Source organism: Serratia sp. AKBS12 (assembly GCF_024793895.1).
Taxonomy (GTDB): Bacteria; Pseudomonadota; Gammaproteobacteria; order Enterobacterales; family Enterobacteriaceae; genus Serratia_F.
In genome coordinates, this window is the sequence record NZ_JANUSB010000015.1 from 233,698 (window position 1) to 250,348 (window position 16,651).

The window sequence follows — 16,651 nt, forward strand, 5'->3', positions numbered from 1 at the left end:
TGGTAATGCGTGGCAGGCTATTCTGGAAGATTCTGCTCGGCTATTGGCTGATTTTCATCTTCATGATGCAGGCGCTGTGGGTGTCATTTGCCCTCTACGGCAATCGCGAGCCGCCGGAAAATACCCTGGCGCGGCGGCTGGTTAACATGCAAATCACTTCGGCAGCCAGCCTGCTGCGCAATGGTGGCATTGAGGCATTGGACGCGATGAGCGAAAACTGGCCGGACGAAGACCGACGCTTTATGACGGTCACGCCTGCCGCCACGCCGCCGAGCGGCCAATCGCACGCTGCACCTGGCCCGGGCCGCATGCCGAATAAAATTGTCGAATGGGTGCAGGGCGCCGGTGGGCAGGGGTATGTGCTGACCTATGACGTCGAGGGGTTACGTGCGCAGTACCGCATGGACCGGCGTTGGCATATTTTCCACATTCCGGCACCGATGCTGTGGATTGGCGGGTTGGGGGGATTGCTGTTCAGCGCGCTGCTGGCGTGGAACCTGACGCGGCCGATGCGTCAGCTACGCGCTGGCTTCGACCGCGTGGCACAGGGCGATCTGTCCATTCGCCTGTTTCCGACCATGCGCCGCCGGCATGATGAGCTGTCGGAGGTTGCGCGTGACTTCGATACCATGGCTGAACGGCTCGACCTGCTGGTCAGTGCACGCGAGCAGCTGCTACACGATGTTTCCCACGAACTGCGTTCACCGCTGGCGCGTTTGCAACTGGCGATAGGCCTGGCTCGGCAGAATTCGAATAACGTTGAAAATTCGCTGCAGCGCATCGAGCACGAGGCGGGGCGGCTGGATAAAATGATTGGCGAGCTGCTGGCGCTGTCGCGGGCGGAAAATAACGCCTTGCCGGACGAAGAGTACTTCGATCTGTACGGACTGGTGGAGGCGGTAGTGAATGATGCACGTTATGAAGCGCAGGTGCCCGGCGTCGAGATTGCGTTGCAGGCCAATAGCGAGCTGGAATATACGGTAAAGGGTAATGCCGAGCTGATGCGTCGCGCGGTGGACAATATCGTGCGCAACGCGCTGCGTTTTTCCAGCGCCGGTCAGCGCGTGACGGTCAGTTTGACGCCTATCGACCATCAGTTCCAGATTGTGGTCAGCGATCGGGGGCCGGGGGTGGAAGCGTCAAAACTGTCCAGCATTTTCGATCCGTTCGTGCGGGTGAAATCCCCGCTGTCCGGCAAGGGCTACGGGCTGGGGCTGGCGATCACGCGAAAAGTGGTGCTGGCACACGGTGGCCAGGTTGAGGCGCGTAACGGTGAGCAGGGGGGATTGGTGATTACCCTGCGTATCCCGCGTTGGCAATAATCCCCTTCGCCTTTCGAACCGCAGCGTTGTTGGCTGCTCGTGCTCACCCCAGCCACTTACCTGAGTAAGCTTCTGGGGATCCCGCCGCTTGCCCCCTAGCTGCAATGCGAAATGCGTTGGGTATTCCCAGTAGGGCAATAGGCGGTATCGGCCTTGGCAGTTTTAACATGGACAACGCGCAATCCTCGGCGCGTACAGGCAGCACGTGGCGTGGAGGGGGCGCACGGCTAACAGCGTGCAGTGTGGCAGACGAAAAGGATAAAGAAACGGCGCCGATTGGCGCCGTTTTTGCTCGTTAGCGTGACTTCCGCATTACTTCTTGATGCGAATGATCGGTGTTTCACCGACGGTAACGCTGCCGGACAGTTTGATCAGCTCTTTGATCTCGTCCATGTTGGAGATAACGACCGGCGTCAGGGTAGACTTGGCCTTTTCTTCCAGTAGTGGCAGATTGAATTCGATGACCACATCGCCTTTCTTGACGCGCTGGCCTTCTTCGGCGATACGCTTGAAGCCTTCGCCTTTCAGTTCAACCGTATCGATACCGAAGTGGACGAACAGCTCGATGCCGCTGTCGGATTCGATCGAGAAAGCATGGTTGGTTTCGAAAATTTTACCGATAGTACCGTCAACCGGGGCAACCATTTTGTTGCCGGCAGGTTTGATGGCAATACCGTCGCCAACGATTTTTTCAGCGAACACTACGTCAGGTACATCTTCGATATTGACGATTTCGCCAGAAATCGGGGCAACGATTTCGATGGTGCCCGTGTCTTTCTTGTCATCAGAAACCAGAGATTTCAGTTTATCGAACAAACCCATGATCTTCTCCTAAGCATTAAATTGGGCGGCGTTCCAGTGTCGTGGAAGTTTAGCAGAGCGTTTTCTCTTCGATGAACTTATTAACGCAGTTCATCAGATCTTGTGCCGTTGGCTGAGCCAAGGCCTGCGCTGCCAACGCCTTCACATCTTCGAAATTGGTGTTGCGAATAATTTTCTTGATGCGTGGGATTGAAATCGCACTCATGCTGAACTCATCCAGCCCCATGCCCAATAACAACAGTGTAGCACGTTCATCGCCAGCCAGTTCACCGCACATGCCGGTCCACTTGCCTTCTGCGTGAGATGCATCAATAACCTGTTTAATCAGGCCAAGTACTGATGGGGACATCGGGTTATAGAGATGAGAAATCAGCTCGTTGCCGCGATCTACCGCCAGAGTATACTGGGTTAGATCGTTTGTCCCAATACTAAAGAAGTCGACTTCTTTTGCCAGGTGGTGAGCAATGACTGCCGCAGCCGGTGTTTCCACCATCACGCCCACTTCGATTGTTTCGTCAAACGCCTTGCCTTCTTCACGCAGCTGGGCCTTCAGGGTTTCCAGTTCGCCTTTCAGATCGCGCACTTCTTCTACCGAAATGATCATCGGGAACATGATACGCAGTTTGCCGAAGGCTGAGGCACGCAGGATGGCGCGCAGCTGAGCATGGAGAATTTCACGGCGATCCATCGCGATGCGGATGGCACGCCAGCCGAGGAACGGGTTTTCTTCCTTCGGCAGATTCATGTACGGCAGATCCTTGTCGCCGCCAATGTCCATGGTACGAACGATAACCGCCTGAGAGCCCATGGCCTCGGCCACCGCCTTGTAAGCCTGGAACTGCTCATCTTCGGTTGGCAGCGACTCGCGGTCCATGAACAGGAATTCGGTACGGTACAGACCAACGCCTTCTGCGCCGTTGCGTTCGGCGCCTGCGACGTCGCGCACGGTGCCGATGTTGGCGCAGACTTCAACCTGATGCCCGTCGAGGGTGATCGCCGGCAGGTCTTTCAGTTTGGCCAGATCGTTTTTCTCGGTGATGTACTGGTTCTGGGCGGCTTTCAGTTGATCGATAACGTCAGCGGTCGGGTTAACGTAAATCTTGTTGTTAACCGCGTCCAGAATCAGGTAGTCGTCGTTTTTCACCTGTTTGGTCACGTCGCTAGTGCCAACGATGGCCGGCAGTTCAAGCGAACGCGCCATGATCGAGGTGTGGGAAGTCCGGCCGCCGAGGTCGGTGATAAAGCCCAGCACCTTGTCGAGGTTCAGCTGTGCGGTCTCGGAAGGTGTCAGATCGGAGGCGACCAGGATCACTTCGTCCTGGATCGAGCTCAAATCGACGATGGCCAGGCCCAGAATGTTTTGCAGCAGGCGCTTGCCGATGTCGCGTACGTCGGCCGCACGCTCTTTCAGGTATTCGTCGTCCAGCTCTTCCAGCGCCTTGGCCTGACCTTCAATCACGGTGTAGGCTGCGGCGTCTGCGGATGCCAGATCGTCTTTGATGAGGGCTATGATTTCCTGCTCAAGCTCTTCGTCTTCCAGCAGCATGATGTGGCCTTCGAAGATCGCTTCTTTCTCTTCGCCGAAGGTTTCGCCTGCTTTGGTTTTGATCGCTTCCAGTTGCTCGGACGCTTTGGCGCGACCTTCCAGAAAACGCGAGACTTCCTGCTCTACAAGGTCTGCAGAGATTTTCTTCCGGTTGATGACAATCTCATCTTCTTTCAGTAGGAGAGCCTTACCAAAAGCGATACCCGGTGATACTAAAATGCCTGAAATCATAACCCTACCTTACTCTTGACTGGTGTTAACTAAAAAGACGGGCCGATTACTCAAGCTCTGCCATCAGTTTAACCAAGTGCTCAACGGCTTTCTGCTCGTCTTCACCTTCAGCAGAAATGGTTACTACGGTCCCTTGGGTCAGCCCCAGAGTTTGCAGCTTAAACAGGCTTTTGGCGCTGGCGCTTTTGCCGTTAGAGGTCACGGTGATTTCAGACGCGAAGCCTTTGGCTTCTTTAACGAACTGCGCGGCAGGGCGAGTGTGCAGACCATTCGGAGCGGTAATAGTAACTTCTTGCTGGAACATTGATGTTTCCCCAACTTATTGGATTGTTGTGGAGCTAAAGTTTAGCCTACCGGCGGCACTTTAGCTTGTCTGGTTAGCGCCTGACTATGGTACAGGGGCGAGCATTGATGCAACAGAAAACGACGTTTTAGCCATTTCAGATCAAAAAAACGTAGCCAAATGGCGTCGTTTCAATCAGCTCTCCATTATGCCGTGTTTTATGTCTGAGCGACAAATCAGTAAATCGATTCAGCTCAAACAAGGGGTGGAGGGCGATTAATTTTGCGCATCGAAATAATTGTCCGGTTAAATACTAAAGCCAGCCGCTAAAATCAATCTTTCACTGCTATAAACTTTGATCCAGACCACAAAAAAGCACCTCGCAAGGTGCTTTTTTAGCTTTTTGTGCACTGCCTGAGATTACTGTTGCAGTTCCTGTTCTGTGAACAGATCTGCAAACAGGGCTGTACTTAAATAGCGTTCACCGGAAGAAGGCAGGATAACCACGATCGTTTTGTCGGTAAAGTCGGGTTCCTGCGACAGCTTGACCGCCGCTTCGACCGCGGCACCGGAGGAGATACCGGCCAGAATGCCTTCTTCTTCCATCAGGCGGCGCGCCATGCTGATGGCTTCGTCGTTAGTGATTTGCACCACGCGGTCGACCAGTTCCAGATCCAGGTTGCCGGGTATAAAGCCTGCGCCGATGCCTTGAATCTTGTGCGGACCCGGCTTTAGTTCTTCACCGGCCAATGCCTGGGTGATAACCGGCGAATCGGTAGGCTCAACCGCCACGCTGACGATCGCCTTGCCCTTGGTTTTCTTGATGTAACGGCTGACGCCGGTCAGCGTACCGCCGGTACCGACGCCGGAGACAAACACGTCAACGTCACCATCGGTGTCTTCCCAGATTTCCGGGCCGGTGGTTTTTTCGTGGATTTCCGGGTTGGACGGGTTGCTGAACTGCTGCAGGATAATATAGCGATTCGGATCGGTAGCGACGATTTCTTCCGCCTTGGCGATGGCGCCCTTCATGCCTTTGGCACCTTCGGTCAGTACCAGGTTGGCGCCCAGCGCTTTCAGCAGCTTGCGCCGCTCGATGCTCATGGTTTCCGGCATGGTCAGCGTCAGCTTGTAACCGCGAGCTGCCGCCACGTAGGCTAACGCGATGCCGGTGTTACCGCTGGTCGGTTCAACCAGTTCCTTACCTGCGGTGAGGATGCCGCGTTTTTCTGCGTCCCAAATCATATTGGCACCGATACGGCATTTGACGCTGAAGCTTGGGTTGCGTGATTCAACCTTGGCGAGAATACGTCCGTTGCCGATTCGATTCAGACGAACCAGCGGCGTATGGCCGATTGTTAATGAGTTGTCTTCATATATCTTGCTCATAGCCCGTCCTTTAACTCTATGAAAATGTAGGGAACATCGAAAGCATACGCTAACGGCCCCGGCAGGGAAGTAAGGAATTGGTATATCTATATGTTATTAGGAAATAAGTTTTAAGCACAACGACAAGGGCGCAAAATGCGCGCCCTGTCGAACCATGCGGGGAAGCCAGCGCATCAATGCGCGACAAACTGGCTGCGATAACGATCGACCCACATGGCGGTCGCACCGCACACCGCCACTGGCAAAATCACCAGGTTGAGGATCGGTATCATGGTAAACAGGCTGACCAGCGCCCCGAATTGCAGATTATGGGTTTTGTGCTGACGCAGCGCGCGTCGCATCTCGGCAAAGCTGACCTTGTGGTTGTCGAAAGGGTAGTCGCAATATTGAATCGCCAACATCCAGGCGCTGAACAGGAACCACAGCACTGGCGCGATGGTCTGGCCGAAGCCGGGCACAAAATACAGCAGAAACAGCACCAAAGCCCGTGGCAGGTAATAGGCCAGTTTGCGCCATTCGCGTGCCATGATGCGCGGTACGTCTTTGACCACGCCGAAAATGCCGGTGTCCGGCAGCGGTTTGCCGGTCAGGCTGCCCTCCAGTTGCTCGGCCAGCAGGCCGCAAAACGGCGCCGCGATCAGGTTGGTGAGGGTGCTGAACAGGTAACCGGCCACCAGCACCACGGAAATAACGGTGATTGGCCACAGGATGTAGCTGAGCCACTGCAGCCAGTCCGGTACGTACCCCATCATCAGCGGGATCCAGTCGCCGAGCTTGCTGAACAGCCACCAAAAGGCCGACCCCATCAATAACACGTTTACCAACAACGGCAATACCACGTAACGCTTGATCCCCGGGCGCGAAATCAGTCGCCACCCTTCGGCAAAATAATGCACGCCGCTGGTGGGTCGAGAAGTTTGCTGCGAATAGGACATATCTTAAGTTATCTCTTTGTCAGAACAGGCATCGTTATCATATCGGGATGATTTTCTGCTGGCTAGCGTGCTGTTGGCTGAAAAAACAACAAAAAAAGGCAGTATAATCATCTTTATTGCCATAAAGTTCAGCACGGACTTGCACTTGTCTGCCTGGGCAAATAGAGTTAAAGAGTGAATGTTTGCCGCGGTGGCAATGTATTGGAACAACAGAGATAGCAATGATGCAGGATTTGCGTCTGATATTAATCGTTGTTGGCGCGATCGCCATAATAGCGTTGTTATTACATGGTCTTTGGACCAGCCGTAAAGAACGCTCTTCGCTTTTCCGCGATCGCCCAGCCAAACGTTCTAAAAAAGAACGTGAACCAACCCCGATCGACGATCTCGATGAAGGCGTGGGAGAAGTGCGTGTGCGCTCCGCTCACCCGCAGGACGAACCGTCGTTTGGTCATCTTGATGCCGCTCGCGAAGAACCCGTGGTTGCGCCAAAGCCTGCTCCGGCAGTCGAACCCGCGCCACGAGTCGTTCAACCGGCTGCTCATCAGCCGCCGCCGCTGTCCCAGCGTCCGGACTATGATGACATCCTGTTGGACAACTACGCGCAGGATCGGGAAGAGGAGCAGCCACAGCCACAGACTGCGCCGCGTCGTGAACCGCGCGTTGACGATCTGCCGCCGGTAGAACCGACGTTCCAGCATGCAGAATCAACGTTCCAGCATGCGGAACCGGCGCCCCAGCCGCAGACTACGCCGGAATCTCAGCCAGCCGAGCCTGTGCAGCCTGCTGCCGCCGAACCGGCCAGGTTGAAGGAAACCGTATTGGTATTGCATGTTGCGGCGCACCAGGGTGGCGTGATTGGCGGCGAAGTCCTGCTGCAAAGCGTGCTGCAAGCGGGCTTCCAGTTTGGTGAAATGGGTATTTTCCATCGCCATATCAGTCCTGCGGGCAGTGGCCCGGTGCTGTTCAGTCTGGCGAACATGGTCAAACCAGGGTCGTTCGATCCTGATTCCATGTCCGATTTCTCCACCCCTGGCGTGTCGATGTTCATGATGGTGCCGTCCTATGGCGACGCTAATCAGAACTTCAAACTGATGCTGCAATCGGCTCAGCGTATTGCCGACGACGTGGGCGGTGTGGTGCTGGACGACGAGCGTCGTATGATGACCCCGCAAAAGCTGGAAACCTATAAAGCGCGCATTCGTGAAGTGTTGGAAAACAACGCCTGACGGTAATCGGTAGCGCTGAACGAATAGTCTCTCAAGACCCCCGCTTGCCGGGGGTTTTTCTCTTTGATGGTGAGCCATGGAACCAAACAACAAAAGAATCAATCAACTGCGTACCTCACTGCGCCATCATGAATATCTCTATCATGTGCTCGACGCGCCTGAAATTCCGGATGCCGAATACGATCGTCTGATGCGTGAACTGCGTGAACTCGAAGAAGCGCACCCGGAGCTGATCACCGCCGATTCACCCACTCAGCGGGTAGGGGCAGCGCCACTGACGGCGTTCGACCAGGTACGACATGAAGTGCCGATGCTGTCATTGGACAACGTGTTTGACGAGGACAGCTACCTGGCGTTTTACAAGCGGGTGCAAGATCGGGTGAAAAGCAGCGAACCGCTGACTTTTTGCTGTGAACTGAAGCTGGATGGCCTGGCGGTCAGTCTGTTGTACGAGGAGGGTGAACTGGTGCGTGCGGCTACGCGCGGCGACGGCACCACCGGTGAAAACATCACCTCCAACGTGCGCACTATCCGCGCCATTCCACTGCGCCTGACCGGCGACAACATCCCGCGCCGCGTTGAAGTGCGCGGTGAAGTGTTTATGCCGCAGGCCGGGTTTGAAAAAATGAACGACGAAGCGCGCCGCAAGGATGGCAAGGTATTCGCCAATCCGCGCAATGCCGCCGCCGGCTCACTGCGTCAGCTCGATCCGCGCATTACGGCGAAACGCCCACTGACCTTCTTCTGTTACGGCGTCGGTCTGCTGGAAGGAGGCGAACTGCCGCGCAGCCATTACCAACGACTGATACAGTTCAAAGCCTGGGGGTTACCGGTCAGCGACCGCGTCCGGTTATGTACCGGTAGTGACCAGGTACTGGATTTCTACCGTCAGGTGGAACAGGACCGCGGCCAGCTTGGGTTTGATATCGACGGCGTGGTGGTGAAAATCGACGACATCGATCTGCAGGAGCGTTTGGGCTTTGTAGCACGCGCGCCGCGTTGGGCTACCGCCTTCAAATTCCCGGCGCAAGAGCAAATCACCGTGGTACGGGAAGTGGAGTTTCAGGTCGGCCGTACCGGGGCAATTACCCCGGTAGCACGACTGGAACCGGTGCTGGTGGCTGGCGTAACCGTCAGCAATGCCACCTTGCATAACGCCGACGAGATTGAGCGTCTTGGCCTGCGGATTGGCGACACGGTAATCGTGCGTCGCGCCGGCGATGTGATCCCGCAGGTGGTTGGGGTGGTGGAGGATCGCCGCCCGCCAGAGGCACGCGAAGTGGTATTTCCATTGCACTGCCCGGTATGTGGTTCCGACGTCGAACGGGTGGAAGGCGAAGCGGTAGCACGCTGCACCGGCGGCCTGATCTGCGGCGCCCAGCGCAAAGAGGCATTGAAGCATTTTGTTTCGCGCCGGGCGATGGACGTCGACGGCATGGGCGACAAGATCATCGAACAGCTGGTAGAAAAGGAGTACGTCAAAAATCCTGCGGGCCTGTTCCGTCTGACCGCCGGCATGTTGACCGGACTGGATCGGATGGGGCCGAAGTCGGCGCAGAATCTGGCCAATGCGTTGCAAAAGGCCAAGCAGACGACCTTTGCCCGCTTCTTGTATGCGCTGGGCATCCGCGAAGTGGGCGAGTCCACCGCCGCCAACCTGGCGGCGCATTTCGGTTCGCTGGACAGGCTGCGCGCAGCGGACGTCGAGGCGCTGAAAAAGGTGCCGGACGTGGGGGAAGTGGTCGCCAGGCATGTGGTGAACTTCTTCGCCGAAGAGCTGAATCAGCAGGTGATTGACGAACTGATCGGCGAAGATATCGGTATTCACTGGCCGGCGCCGGTGGTGGTGGCCGCCGAGGAGATCGACAGCCCGTTTGCCGGCAAGACCGTGGTGCTGACCGGTTCCCTGAGCCAGCTGTCGCGCGATGAGGCCAAAGATCGCCTGACGGCGCTGGGGGCAAAAGTCAGCGGCAGCGTATCGAAGAAGACCGACCTGGTGATCGCCGGCGAAGCCGCCGGTTCCAAACTGGTAAAGGCACAAGAGCTGGGCATTGCGGTGATCGATGAGGCGGAAATGATCCGCCTGCTGGGACAATGATGGAAAAGGAAAACCTGATCGAAATTGCCAACACCGTGATGCCGTTTGGCAAATACCAGGGCCGGGTGCTGATCGACTTGCCGGAAGAATATCTGCTGTGGTTCGCCCGTAAGGGCGAATTCCCCAATGGCAAATTGGGAATGCTGATGGAAATGACGCTGGCGATTAAAATCGAAGGGTTGGATTCGCTGGTCAAGCCGCTAAAGCGCAGCTGAGCGCGGCGTGGCTCCCCACCGCCGCCGTCTCAGACGGTTTGTGCCTGTTGTTGACGTTGCTGTTTCTTCTGGTAGCGCCGTGCCAATACCGCGCAGGTCATCAACTGCACCTGATGGAACACCATCAGCGGCAGCACCATAATACCCACCGTAGCCGCCGGAAACAGGATGTTGGCCATTGGGATGCCATTGGCCAGGCTCTTCTTCGAACCACAGAATACGATTGCCACCTCATCTGCCTTGCTGAACCCCAGCCGGCGCGCCATGGTGATATTCATCACCAGCACGATGGTCAGCAGGAGGGTACTGACGGCGACGATAAACGCCAGTGAGCCGATCCCCACCTGCTGCCATATGCCGTGCGTCACCGCTTCGCTGAAGGCGGCATACACCACCAGCAAGATCGAAGTCTGGTCAGTTTTGCCGATCAGCTTACGGTTGCGTTCAATCCACTTGCCAATCAGCGGGCGCGACAGATGGCCGGCAACGAACGGCACCAGCAGTTGCAGTACGATCGTACCGACCTGTTGCAGGCTGCCGGTTTCCCCATGTACGTTCATCAACAGGCCAACCAGCAGCGGCGAAACGAAAATCCCCAGTAGACTGGAGGCCGAGGCGCTGCACACCGCGGCCGCGACGTTGCCACCGGCCAGCGAGGTGAAGGCGATAGCCGACTGCACGGTGGCCGGCAAAATGCACAGATAGATAAAACCGTCGTACAGTTGCGGGCTGACGTCGACCGGCGACCACCATTTGAACAGCACGCCGAGCAGCGGGAAGATGATGAAGGTGCTAAACATCACCCACAGATGCAAACGCCAGTTGCTGCTGCCGGCGAGGATCGCTTCGCGTGACAGCTTGGCGCCATGCATGAAAAACAACAGCGCAATGGCGGCAATCGTCAGGCTATTCAGCCAGCCGACAAACTCGCCGCGTGCCGGCAGAAACGATGCCAGCAACACGGTGACGAGCAGCGTTAGAGTAAAACGATCGGGTAAAAATCTCATTTCGGCGTTCTCGTGATAACTATCATGGGGATATTCTCTCGCGGCGACATATAATAATAAAATTGATTTATTTAATTCATTTATGAATATTACGCATGAATTACTCACTCAAGCAGCTCAAGGTATTTGTCGCCATTGCCCACCACGGCAGTTTTAGCCGTGCCGGGGAGGCGATCGGCCTGACCCAGTCGGCCGTCAGCCACAGCGTAAAAGAGCTGGAGGCGGAAATCGGCGTACGCCTGCTCGATCGTACCACGCGGGAAGTGGTGTTAACCGATGCCGGGCAGCGCTTGGCGAACCGGGTTGAACGCCTATTGGACGATCTGCAGGCGGCGCTGCTGGATGCGCGCAGTTTCGGCGTGCAGCGCAGCGGTACGGTGCGGGTAGCCTCGAGCCAGACCATTTCGGCACATCTGATGCCGCAATGCATCGCCGCCGGTGAACGGCAGTATCCGGACATCCGCATTCTGTTGCGCGATCAGGCACAGCAGTCGGTGTTGCACAGCGTGCGTAATGCCGAAGTGGATTTTGGCATCGTGGTTGATCCGCTACAGGCGGTGGATCTGCAGTGTGAGCCGATTCTGCACGAGCCATTTTTATTGCTGTGCCGCGACGATCACCGCTTTGCCGACTTGGCGTCGGTGCCGTGGGAGGAGTTAAACGGGTGTCGACTGGTGTTGCAGGATTATGCCTCTGGCAGTCGGCCACTGATCGACAGCGCGCTTCGCCAGCAAGGGATCAGCGTTGAGGTGGTGCAGGAAATCGGCCACCCGGCTACGCTGTTCCCGATGGTGGCGGCGGGGATTGGCATCAGTATTTTTCCGGCTCTGGCGTTACCGCTGCCGGAAGGCGGCCAACTGCGGGTCAAGCGGATGCAACCGGAGATCAACCGTGCGCTGATGCTGGTACGGCGTAAAAATCGTTCGCTGTCGCCGGCGGCCGACGCCATCTGGCAGGTAGTACAACAGCAGGCGGCGCTGTTGCAACAGCTGCGCGGGGATCCGGCCGGATAGGACACTGTCGACATCGAGGGCGGGAGAACGAGGCTTAGTCAATCACCCGTAGCCGAGGCCACAGCTGCAGCCAGCGTTTGGCCGCCAGCCGCTGTTGAAACGCCGTGGCATCGCCGCTTTTGGCATTGAAGGTCACGCTGTCGCTGAACAACGCCTGCAGGCCAAAGGGGGCGATCAACATGATGCTGTCATCGGCGTTTAGCCGTGCGCCAACCGCCGTTTCTATTTCGGGCCAGAAGCTGATGGCGTCTTCGCTGTCGCGATATGGCGCGCGGCCGCAGCGTTGATGCATGCGCGCCTGGTTTTTTACCGACCATGGCTGCGGCAGCCATTGCTGCAAGCGGGCCTCCAGCATTCTGTCGCGTTCCGCCTGCGGGCGCGCGGCGTCGAAATGAATCACGTCAATATCGTTCAACGGCGTGGCAGCGGCATGGCCGTGACGCCGGTCCCATACCAGATTGCGTACAAAACCGGCGCCCAGGCACCAGTCGTTGAGGCCGAGACGGCGCACGGTGCGCAGCGCGGCCATACGTTGCGCATCCTGTTGTAACCACTCGATAATCTGTTGTTGCTGGCTCATAGCGTCTCCTTTGCTGGCGCTACTCTACCACGTGACTGGCATCAGGTTACTGTCCGATATTTTTTGGCAATAAAGAAATCAACGCCGCCAGCCTGGCAGAGATTTTCGCCACCGGTCGCATCAGGTAAATGGCCTGTTCTTCGCCTCGCGGATCGTCCATCAGTGCCAGCAGACGGCCGGCCTGTATATCAGCACCAACTACCCAGTTGGGCAGAAAGGTAATACCCATACCGCAGAGCGCCGCCTGCCGCTGGGCGGTAAAGTCATCGCAGCGCAGCACGATGTGGCAACGGTTTAGTAATGGCGCATCGAGAATTTGTGCCCAGCATGCAGGTTGTTGCTTGTGGAAGCGGGCAATCAGCCGATGTTGCGTCAACGCCGACAGGCTATCAGGCTGGCCGAAACGTGCGACATAGTCCGCACTGGCGCACATCACCCAGCGCTGGGTGCCGATGCGGCTGGCGTACAGCGTGCTGTCTTTCTGTTCGCCGATGCGTACGGCGGCGTCCAGCAGTTCCTGCTTCGGATAGGTTTGCCGTTCAGTAAGATCCAGTTCTACCGACAGTTTGGGGTGGCGCCGCGTCAGCGTTGGCAACAGTGGCAACAGCGTGGTTTTGCCAAAGGTCGGCAGACAACTGATGCGCAGCACACCCTGTGGCGCTGCGTTCAGCGCGGTGAGTTCGGCCCGCACGGCAAGAATATCCGCCTGCAGGGCAGCGGCGCGATTTGTCAGCAGATCGCCGGCGTCGGTCAGTATCAGGCCGCGGGTAGAGCGGATAAACAGCACTACGCCGAGCTGCTCCTCCAGCGCATCGATATGCCGTACCAGCGACGAGGGCACCATACCCAGTTTGCGGGCGGCGGCAGAAAAGCTGCCTTGCTGAGCGATCTCAAGAAAAATCGGCAAGTGTTCAACGTATTGGGCATCATTCATCTTTGCATTATATGCAAAAGCGTTTCTTATGAATACCGGGTTCTCAGTTTGGTGCACCGGCGATACTCTTTGCTCTGTCAGCGGTCGCCTTGGCGATTGTTCTGCTGGATGCACTATCCTGAAAATAGATAAACACCTTGTGCATACAGACATTTTTGACCGTGTATTTTTGCACTCGGTTGCGTTTTCTCCAACACCAGATATCGCGTTCGAATAGACGGTAGCGTGATAATAATGATTAGTATTTATAACTAATTGTTTTTTTGCCACTGTCTCGGTCCCGGTGACCGGTTTTTTGTTGCACTTAGCTGAATCGTTACAACACGAAACTTCTACGGCAACATATTTGCATGCGCGAAGGCAGTCCATTCGCGCTGGTGGAGGAGTATTGCATGAACCATATCCATGAGTGTGCCTGTGCGCAGCATCTGGCGCAGGGCTTTGCCAGACAGTCGGCGAGCATCGGTGAAGGGGAAATTTACCAGATCTCACTAATGAGCGCGCTGATTGGCGGGGTGTACGAGGGAGACGTCACCATTGCCGAACTGTTACGCCACGGTGATTTCGGCCTTGGTACCTTCAACCATCTGGACGGTGAACTGATCGCCTTTGATCGAGAGATTCACCAGCTGCGCGCCGACGGCAGCGCTCGTCCAGCCAACCCTGAGCAAAAAACGCCGTTTGCGGTAGTGACCTTTTTCAAACCGAGCGTTACCCAACATTTCGACCGACCGATCACCAAAGACCAATTGCACCAATGCATTGATGAACAGGTGGCATCACCCAACCTGTTCTGCGCACTGCGCGTCGACGGTGAATTCAACCACCTGGAAACCCGCACCGTACCGCGCCAGCAGCGGCCTTACAAACCGATGCTCGAAGCCATTGAAGCGCAGCCAACCTTTGCCTTTCGGCGGCGTCGCGGCACGCTGGTCGGCTTCCGCTCGCCGGACTATATGCAGGGTATTGGCGTAGCCGGTTACCACGAACATTTCGTCACCGACGATCGCAGCGGTGGCGGACACGTGCTTGATTACCAGCTCGACCACGGTCGCCTGCAATTTGGCGTTATTACGCGTCTCAATCTCCAATTGCCGCATGATGCGGATTTTCTGCGCACCAACCTCTGTCCCGAGGATTTGGATCGCGCCATTCGTTCTGCCGAAGGCTAAACGGGCCCGCCGCCGTGCTGGCGGTTGATTCTGCGGTAGGCGTTTTTTTGTTTATGAGGTGGAACCATGAGTAAGCTAAATACGGACGAAAACTGGCAATGCGGTGCCGATCTGGTGGTGAAGAATCTTGAGGCGCAGGGGGTGAAACACGTATTTGGTATCCCGGGTGCCAAAATTGACCGGGTGTTCGACTCGCTGGAAGATACAGCGTCGATTCAGACCGTGGTAGTGCGGCATGAGGCCAACGCTGCGTTTATGGCGGCGGCGGTGGGGCGCCTGACCGGTAAGGCCGGGGTGGCATTGGTGACTTCCGGGCCGGGGAGTTCCAACCTGATCACCGGTCTGGCGACGGCCACTTCGGAAGGCGATGCGGTGGTGGCATTAGGTGGCGCGGTCAAACGCGCCGACAATCTTAAGCAGACTCACCAGAGCATGGACACCGTCAGCATGTTCCGCCCGGTGACCAAATATTGCGCCGAAGTGCACGCCGGTTCGGCGATTTCAGAAGTGATTGCCAACGCGTTTCGTACCGCCGAGTTTGGTCGTCCGGGGGCGGCATTTGTCAGCCTGCCAATGGATATCGTCAACGAACCGGTCAGCGCACCGGTATTGGCCGGCTGCCGGGTACCACACCTGGGGGCGGCAGCCGGCGACGACATTCAGGACGCGGTAACGTTGATTCAGCAGGCCAAATGTCCGGTGCTGTTGCTTGGCCTGCAGGCCAGCCGGCCGGAAAACAGCGACGCGGTGCGTCAGTTGCTGTCCCGTACCCGTATGCCGGTAGTCGGCACCTATCAGGCCGCCGGGGTGATCGACGTCAACCATTTTGCGCGTTTTGCCGGTCGCGTCGGGCTGTTCAACAACCAGCCGGCGGACCAACTGTTGCAGCAGGCGGATTTGGTGGTCAGTGTCGGTTACGGCCCGATTGAATACGATCCCTGCATGTGGAACAGTCAGCGCCGATTGAAACTGGTGCACATCGACGTGCAACCGGCGGATATCGATACCTGTTATCGCCCCGACATTGAGCTGGTTGGCAACATCAGCGCCACCATTAATGCGATGACCGAAAGATTTGCAGGCGCACTGATGATCCCGCCGGCAGTAGAGACCATTCTGGCCGATCTGGGGCGTCAGCGTACCGAGTTGGCGGAGCGTGCGGCGCGACGGGACGGCATGCCGATCCATCCGCTGCGCATCGTCAAGGAACTGCAGGATATCGTCAGCGACGACGTCACGCTGTGCGTCGATATGGGCAGTTTTCACATCTGGATCGCGCGTTATCTTTACAGCTTCCGCGCACGACAGCTGTTGATTTCCAACGGTCAGCAAACCATGGGCGTCGCGCTGCCGTGGGCGATTGGTACCGCACTGGTGCGGCCCGGTGATAAAGTGCTGTCGATTTCCGGCGACGGCGGCTTTATGCAATCGAGCATGGAGCTGGAAACCGCAGTACGGCTTAATGCCAATATCGTGCACGTTATCTGGGTCGACAACGCTTATAACATGGTGGAAATGCAGGAGTTGAATAAATACCGGCGCAAATCCGGCGTGGAATTTGGCCCGATCGATTTCAAAGCCTATGCGGAATCCTGTGGTGCGGTCGGCTTTGCGGTGCAGAAGGTCGAGGAACTGCGGCCAATGTTGCGTAAGGCAATGGAAATCCAGGGGCCGGTGGTGGTGGCGATCCCGGTAGATTATGCTGATAACTACCGGCTGATGGAACAAATGAACTTCAGTCAGCTGATTTAAGCCGCACGATGCCCTCTCCAGCGCCGAGAGGGCATTATCCCGCTTTCCCGTGCAATTTTGCTTGCTCAATATTTATGCTTTACTTCACTAACTCCCTGTTTTATTGGTAACCGTTGGGATACC

At 56.6% G+C, this 16,651-nt stretch carries 15 protein-coding genes; 7 read left to right on the forward strand and 8 right to left on the reverse strand.

All coding sequences use genetic code 11. From position 1 onward, the window contains the following. Positions 1-5 precede the first annotated feature (5 nt). Positions 6-1,322 carry an ATP-binding protein gene (locus tag NYE85_RS10995; RefSeq protein WP_259006305.1) on the forward strand — a complete coding sequence of 439 codons (1,317 nt, stop codon included), beginning with the start codon at positions 6-8 and terminating at the stop codon, positions 1,320-1,322. Between the two features lie 312 nt (positions 1,323-1,634). Here NYE85_RS10995 and crr read toward each other — a convergent pair whose 3' ends face one another. The 5 genes from crr to cysZ all read right to left on the reverse strand — a co-directional run bounded on the left by crr (position 1,635) and on the right by cysZ (position 6,528). After that, positions 1,635-2,144, reverse strand: a complete 510-nt coding sequence (crr, locus tag NYE85_RS11000; RefSeq protein ID WP_259004774.1) for a PTS glucose transporter subunit IIA — start codon at positions 2,142-2,144, stop codon at positions 1,635-1,637. Positions 2,145-2,193: 49 nt separating this feature from the next. Further along, on the reverse strand, positions 2,194-3,921 hold the full coding sequence (gene ptsI, locus NYE85_RS11005) for a phosphoenolpyruvate-protein phosphotransferase PtsI (protein ID WP_259004775.1): 1,728 nt from the start codon (positions 3,919-3,921) through the stop codon (positions 2,194-2,196). 46 nt (positions 3,922-3,967) lie between these two features. Beyond that, the gene (gene ptsH / locus NYE85_RS11010; RefSeq protein ID WP_004960145.1) at positions 3,968-4,225 is read right to left on the reverse strand and encodes a phosphocarrier protein Hpr; all 258 of its coding nucleotides are present in this window, start codon (positions 4,223-4,225) and stop codon (positions 3,968-3,970) included. Positions 4,226-4,624: 399 nt separating this feature from the next. After that, positions 4,625-5,593 carry a cysteine synthase A gene (gene cysK / locus NYE85_RS11015; protein ID WP_259004776.1) on the reverse strand — a complete coding sequence of 323 codons (969 nt, stop codon included), beginning with the start codon at positions 5,591-5,593 and terminating at the stop codon, positions 4,625-4,627. Between the two features lie 173 nt (positions 5,594-5,766). Further along, entirely contained in the window at positions 5,767-6,528 is a 762-nt protein-coding gene (gene cysZ, locus NYE85_RS11020) for a sulfate transporter CysZ (RefSeq protein WP_259004777.1), read from the reverse strand. Positions 6,529-6,749: 221 nt separating this feature from the next. Here cysZ and zipA point away from each other — a divergent pair, with 221 nt between their 5' ends. The 3 genes from zipA to NYE85_RS11035 all read left to right on the forward strand — a co-directional run bounded on the left by zipA (position 6,750) and on the right by NYE85_RS11035 (position 10,070). Beyond that, positions 6,750-7,757 carry a cell division protein ZipA gene (gene zipA, locus NYE85_RS11025; RefSeq protein WP_259004778.1) on the forward strand — a complete coding sequence of 336 codons (1,008 nt, stop codon included), beginning with the start codon at positions 6,750-6,752 and terminating at the stop codon, positions 7,755-7,757. A gap of 76 nt (positions 7,758-7,833) precedes the next feature. Beyond that, a complete protein-coding gene (ligA, locus tag NYE85_RS11030) occupies positions 7,834-9,855 on the forward strand; it encodes an NAD-dependent DNA ligase LigA (protein ID WP_259004779.1) in 2,022 nt (673 codons plus the stop codon). Next, a complete protein-coding gene (locus tag NYE85_RS11035) occupies positions 9,855-10,070 on the forward strand; it encodes a DUF3820 family protein (RefSeq protein ID WP_039992624.1) in 216 nt (71 codons plus the stop codon). The genes ligA and NYE85_RS11035 overlap by 1 nt, the downstream gene beginning before the upstream one ends. Before the next feature lie 29 nt (positions 10,071-10,099). On the opposite strand, the gene NYE85_RS11040 is transcribed toward NYE85_RS11035, so the two are convergent. Then, a complete protein-coding gene (locus NYE85_RS11040; protein WP_259004781.1) occupies positions 10,100-11,077 on the reverse strand; it encodes a bile acid:sodium symporter family protein in 978 nt (325 codons plus the stop codon). Between the two features lie 95 nt (positions 11,078-11,172). Here NYE85_RS11040 and NYE85_RS11045 point away from each other — a divergent pair, with 95 nt between their 5' ends. After that, positions 11,173-12,090 carry a LysR family transcriptional regulator gene (locus NYE85_RS11045; RefSeq protein ID WP_259004783.1) on the forward strand — a complete coding sequence of 306 codons (918 nt, stop codon included), beginning with the start codon at positions 11,173-11,175 and terminating at the stop codon, positions 12,088-12,090. Positions 12,091-12,124: 34 nt separating this feature from the next. Here the strand turns inward: NYE85_RS11045 and NYE85_RS11050 are convergent, their stop codons facing one another. After that, complete coding sequence (locus NYE85_RS11050; protein WP_259004784.1) at positions 12,125-12,670, reverse strand: nucleotidyltransferase family protein; 546 nt, start codon at positions 12,668-12,670, stop codon at positions 12,125-12,127. Positions 12,671-12,716: 46 nt separating this feature from the next. Next, on the reverse strand, positions 12,717-13,604 hold the full coding sequence (locus tag NYE85_RS11055) for a LysR family transcriptional regulator (RefSeq protein ID WP_259004786.1): 888 nt from the start codon (positions 13,602-13,604) through the stop codon (positions 12,717-12,719). A gap of 392 nt (positions 13,605-13,996) precedes the next feature. Between NYE85_RS11055 and budA the strand changes: the two genes are divergently transcribed. Together budA and alsS are read left to right on the forward strand one after the other, a co-directional pair. Continuing rightward, complete coding sequence (gene budA, locus NYE85_RS11060; RefSeq protein WP_259004787.1) at positions 13,997-14,776, forward strand: acetolactate decarboxylase; 780 nt, start codon at positions 13,997-13,999, stop codon at positions 14,774-14,776. 66 nt (positions 14,777-14,842) lie between these two features. Continuing rightward, a complete protein-coding gene (alsS, locus tag NYE85_RS11065) occupies positions 14,843-16,528 on the forward strand; it encodes an acetolactate synthase AlsS (protein WP_259004788.1) in 1,686 nt (561 codons plus the stop codon). Positions 16,529-16,651: the final 123 nt, after the last annotated feature.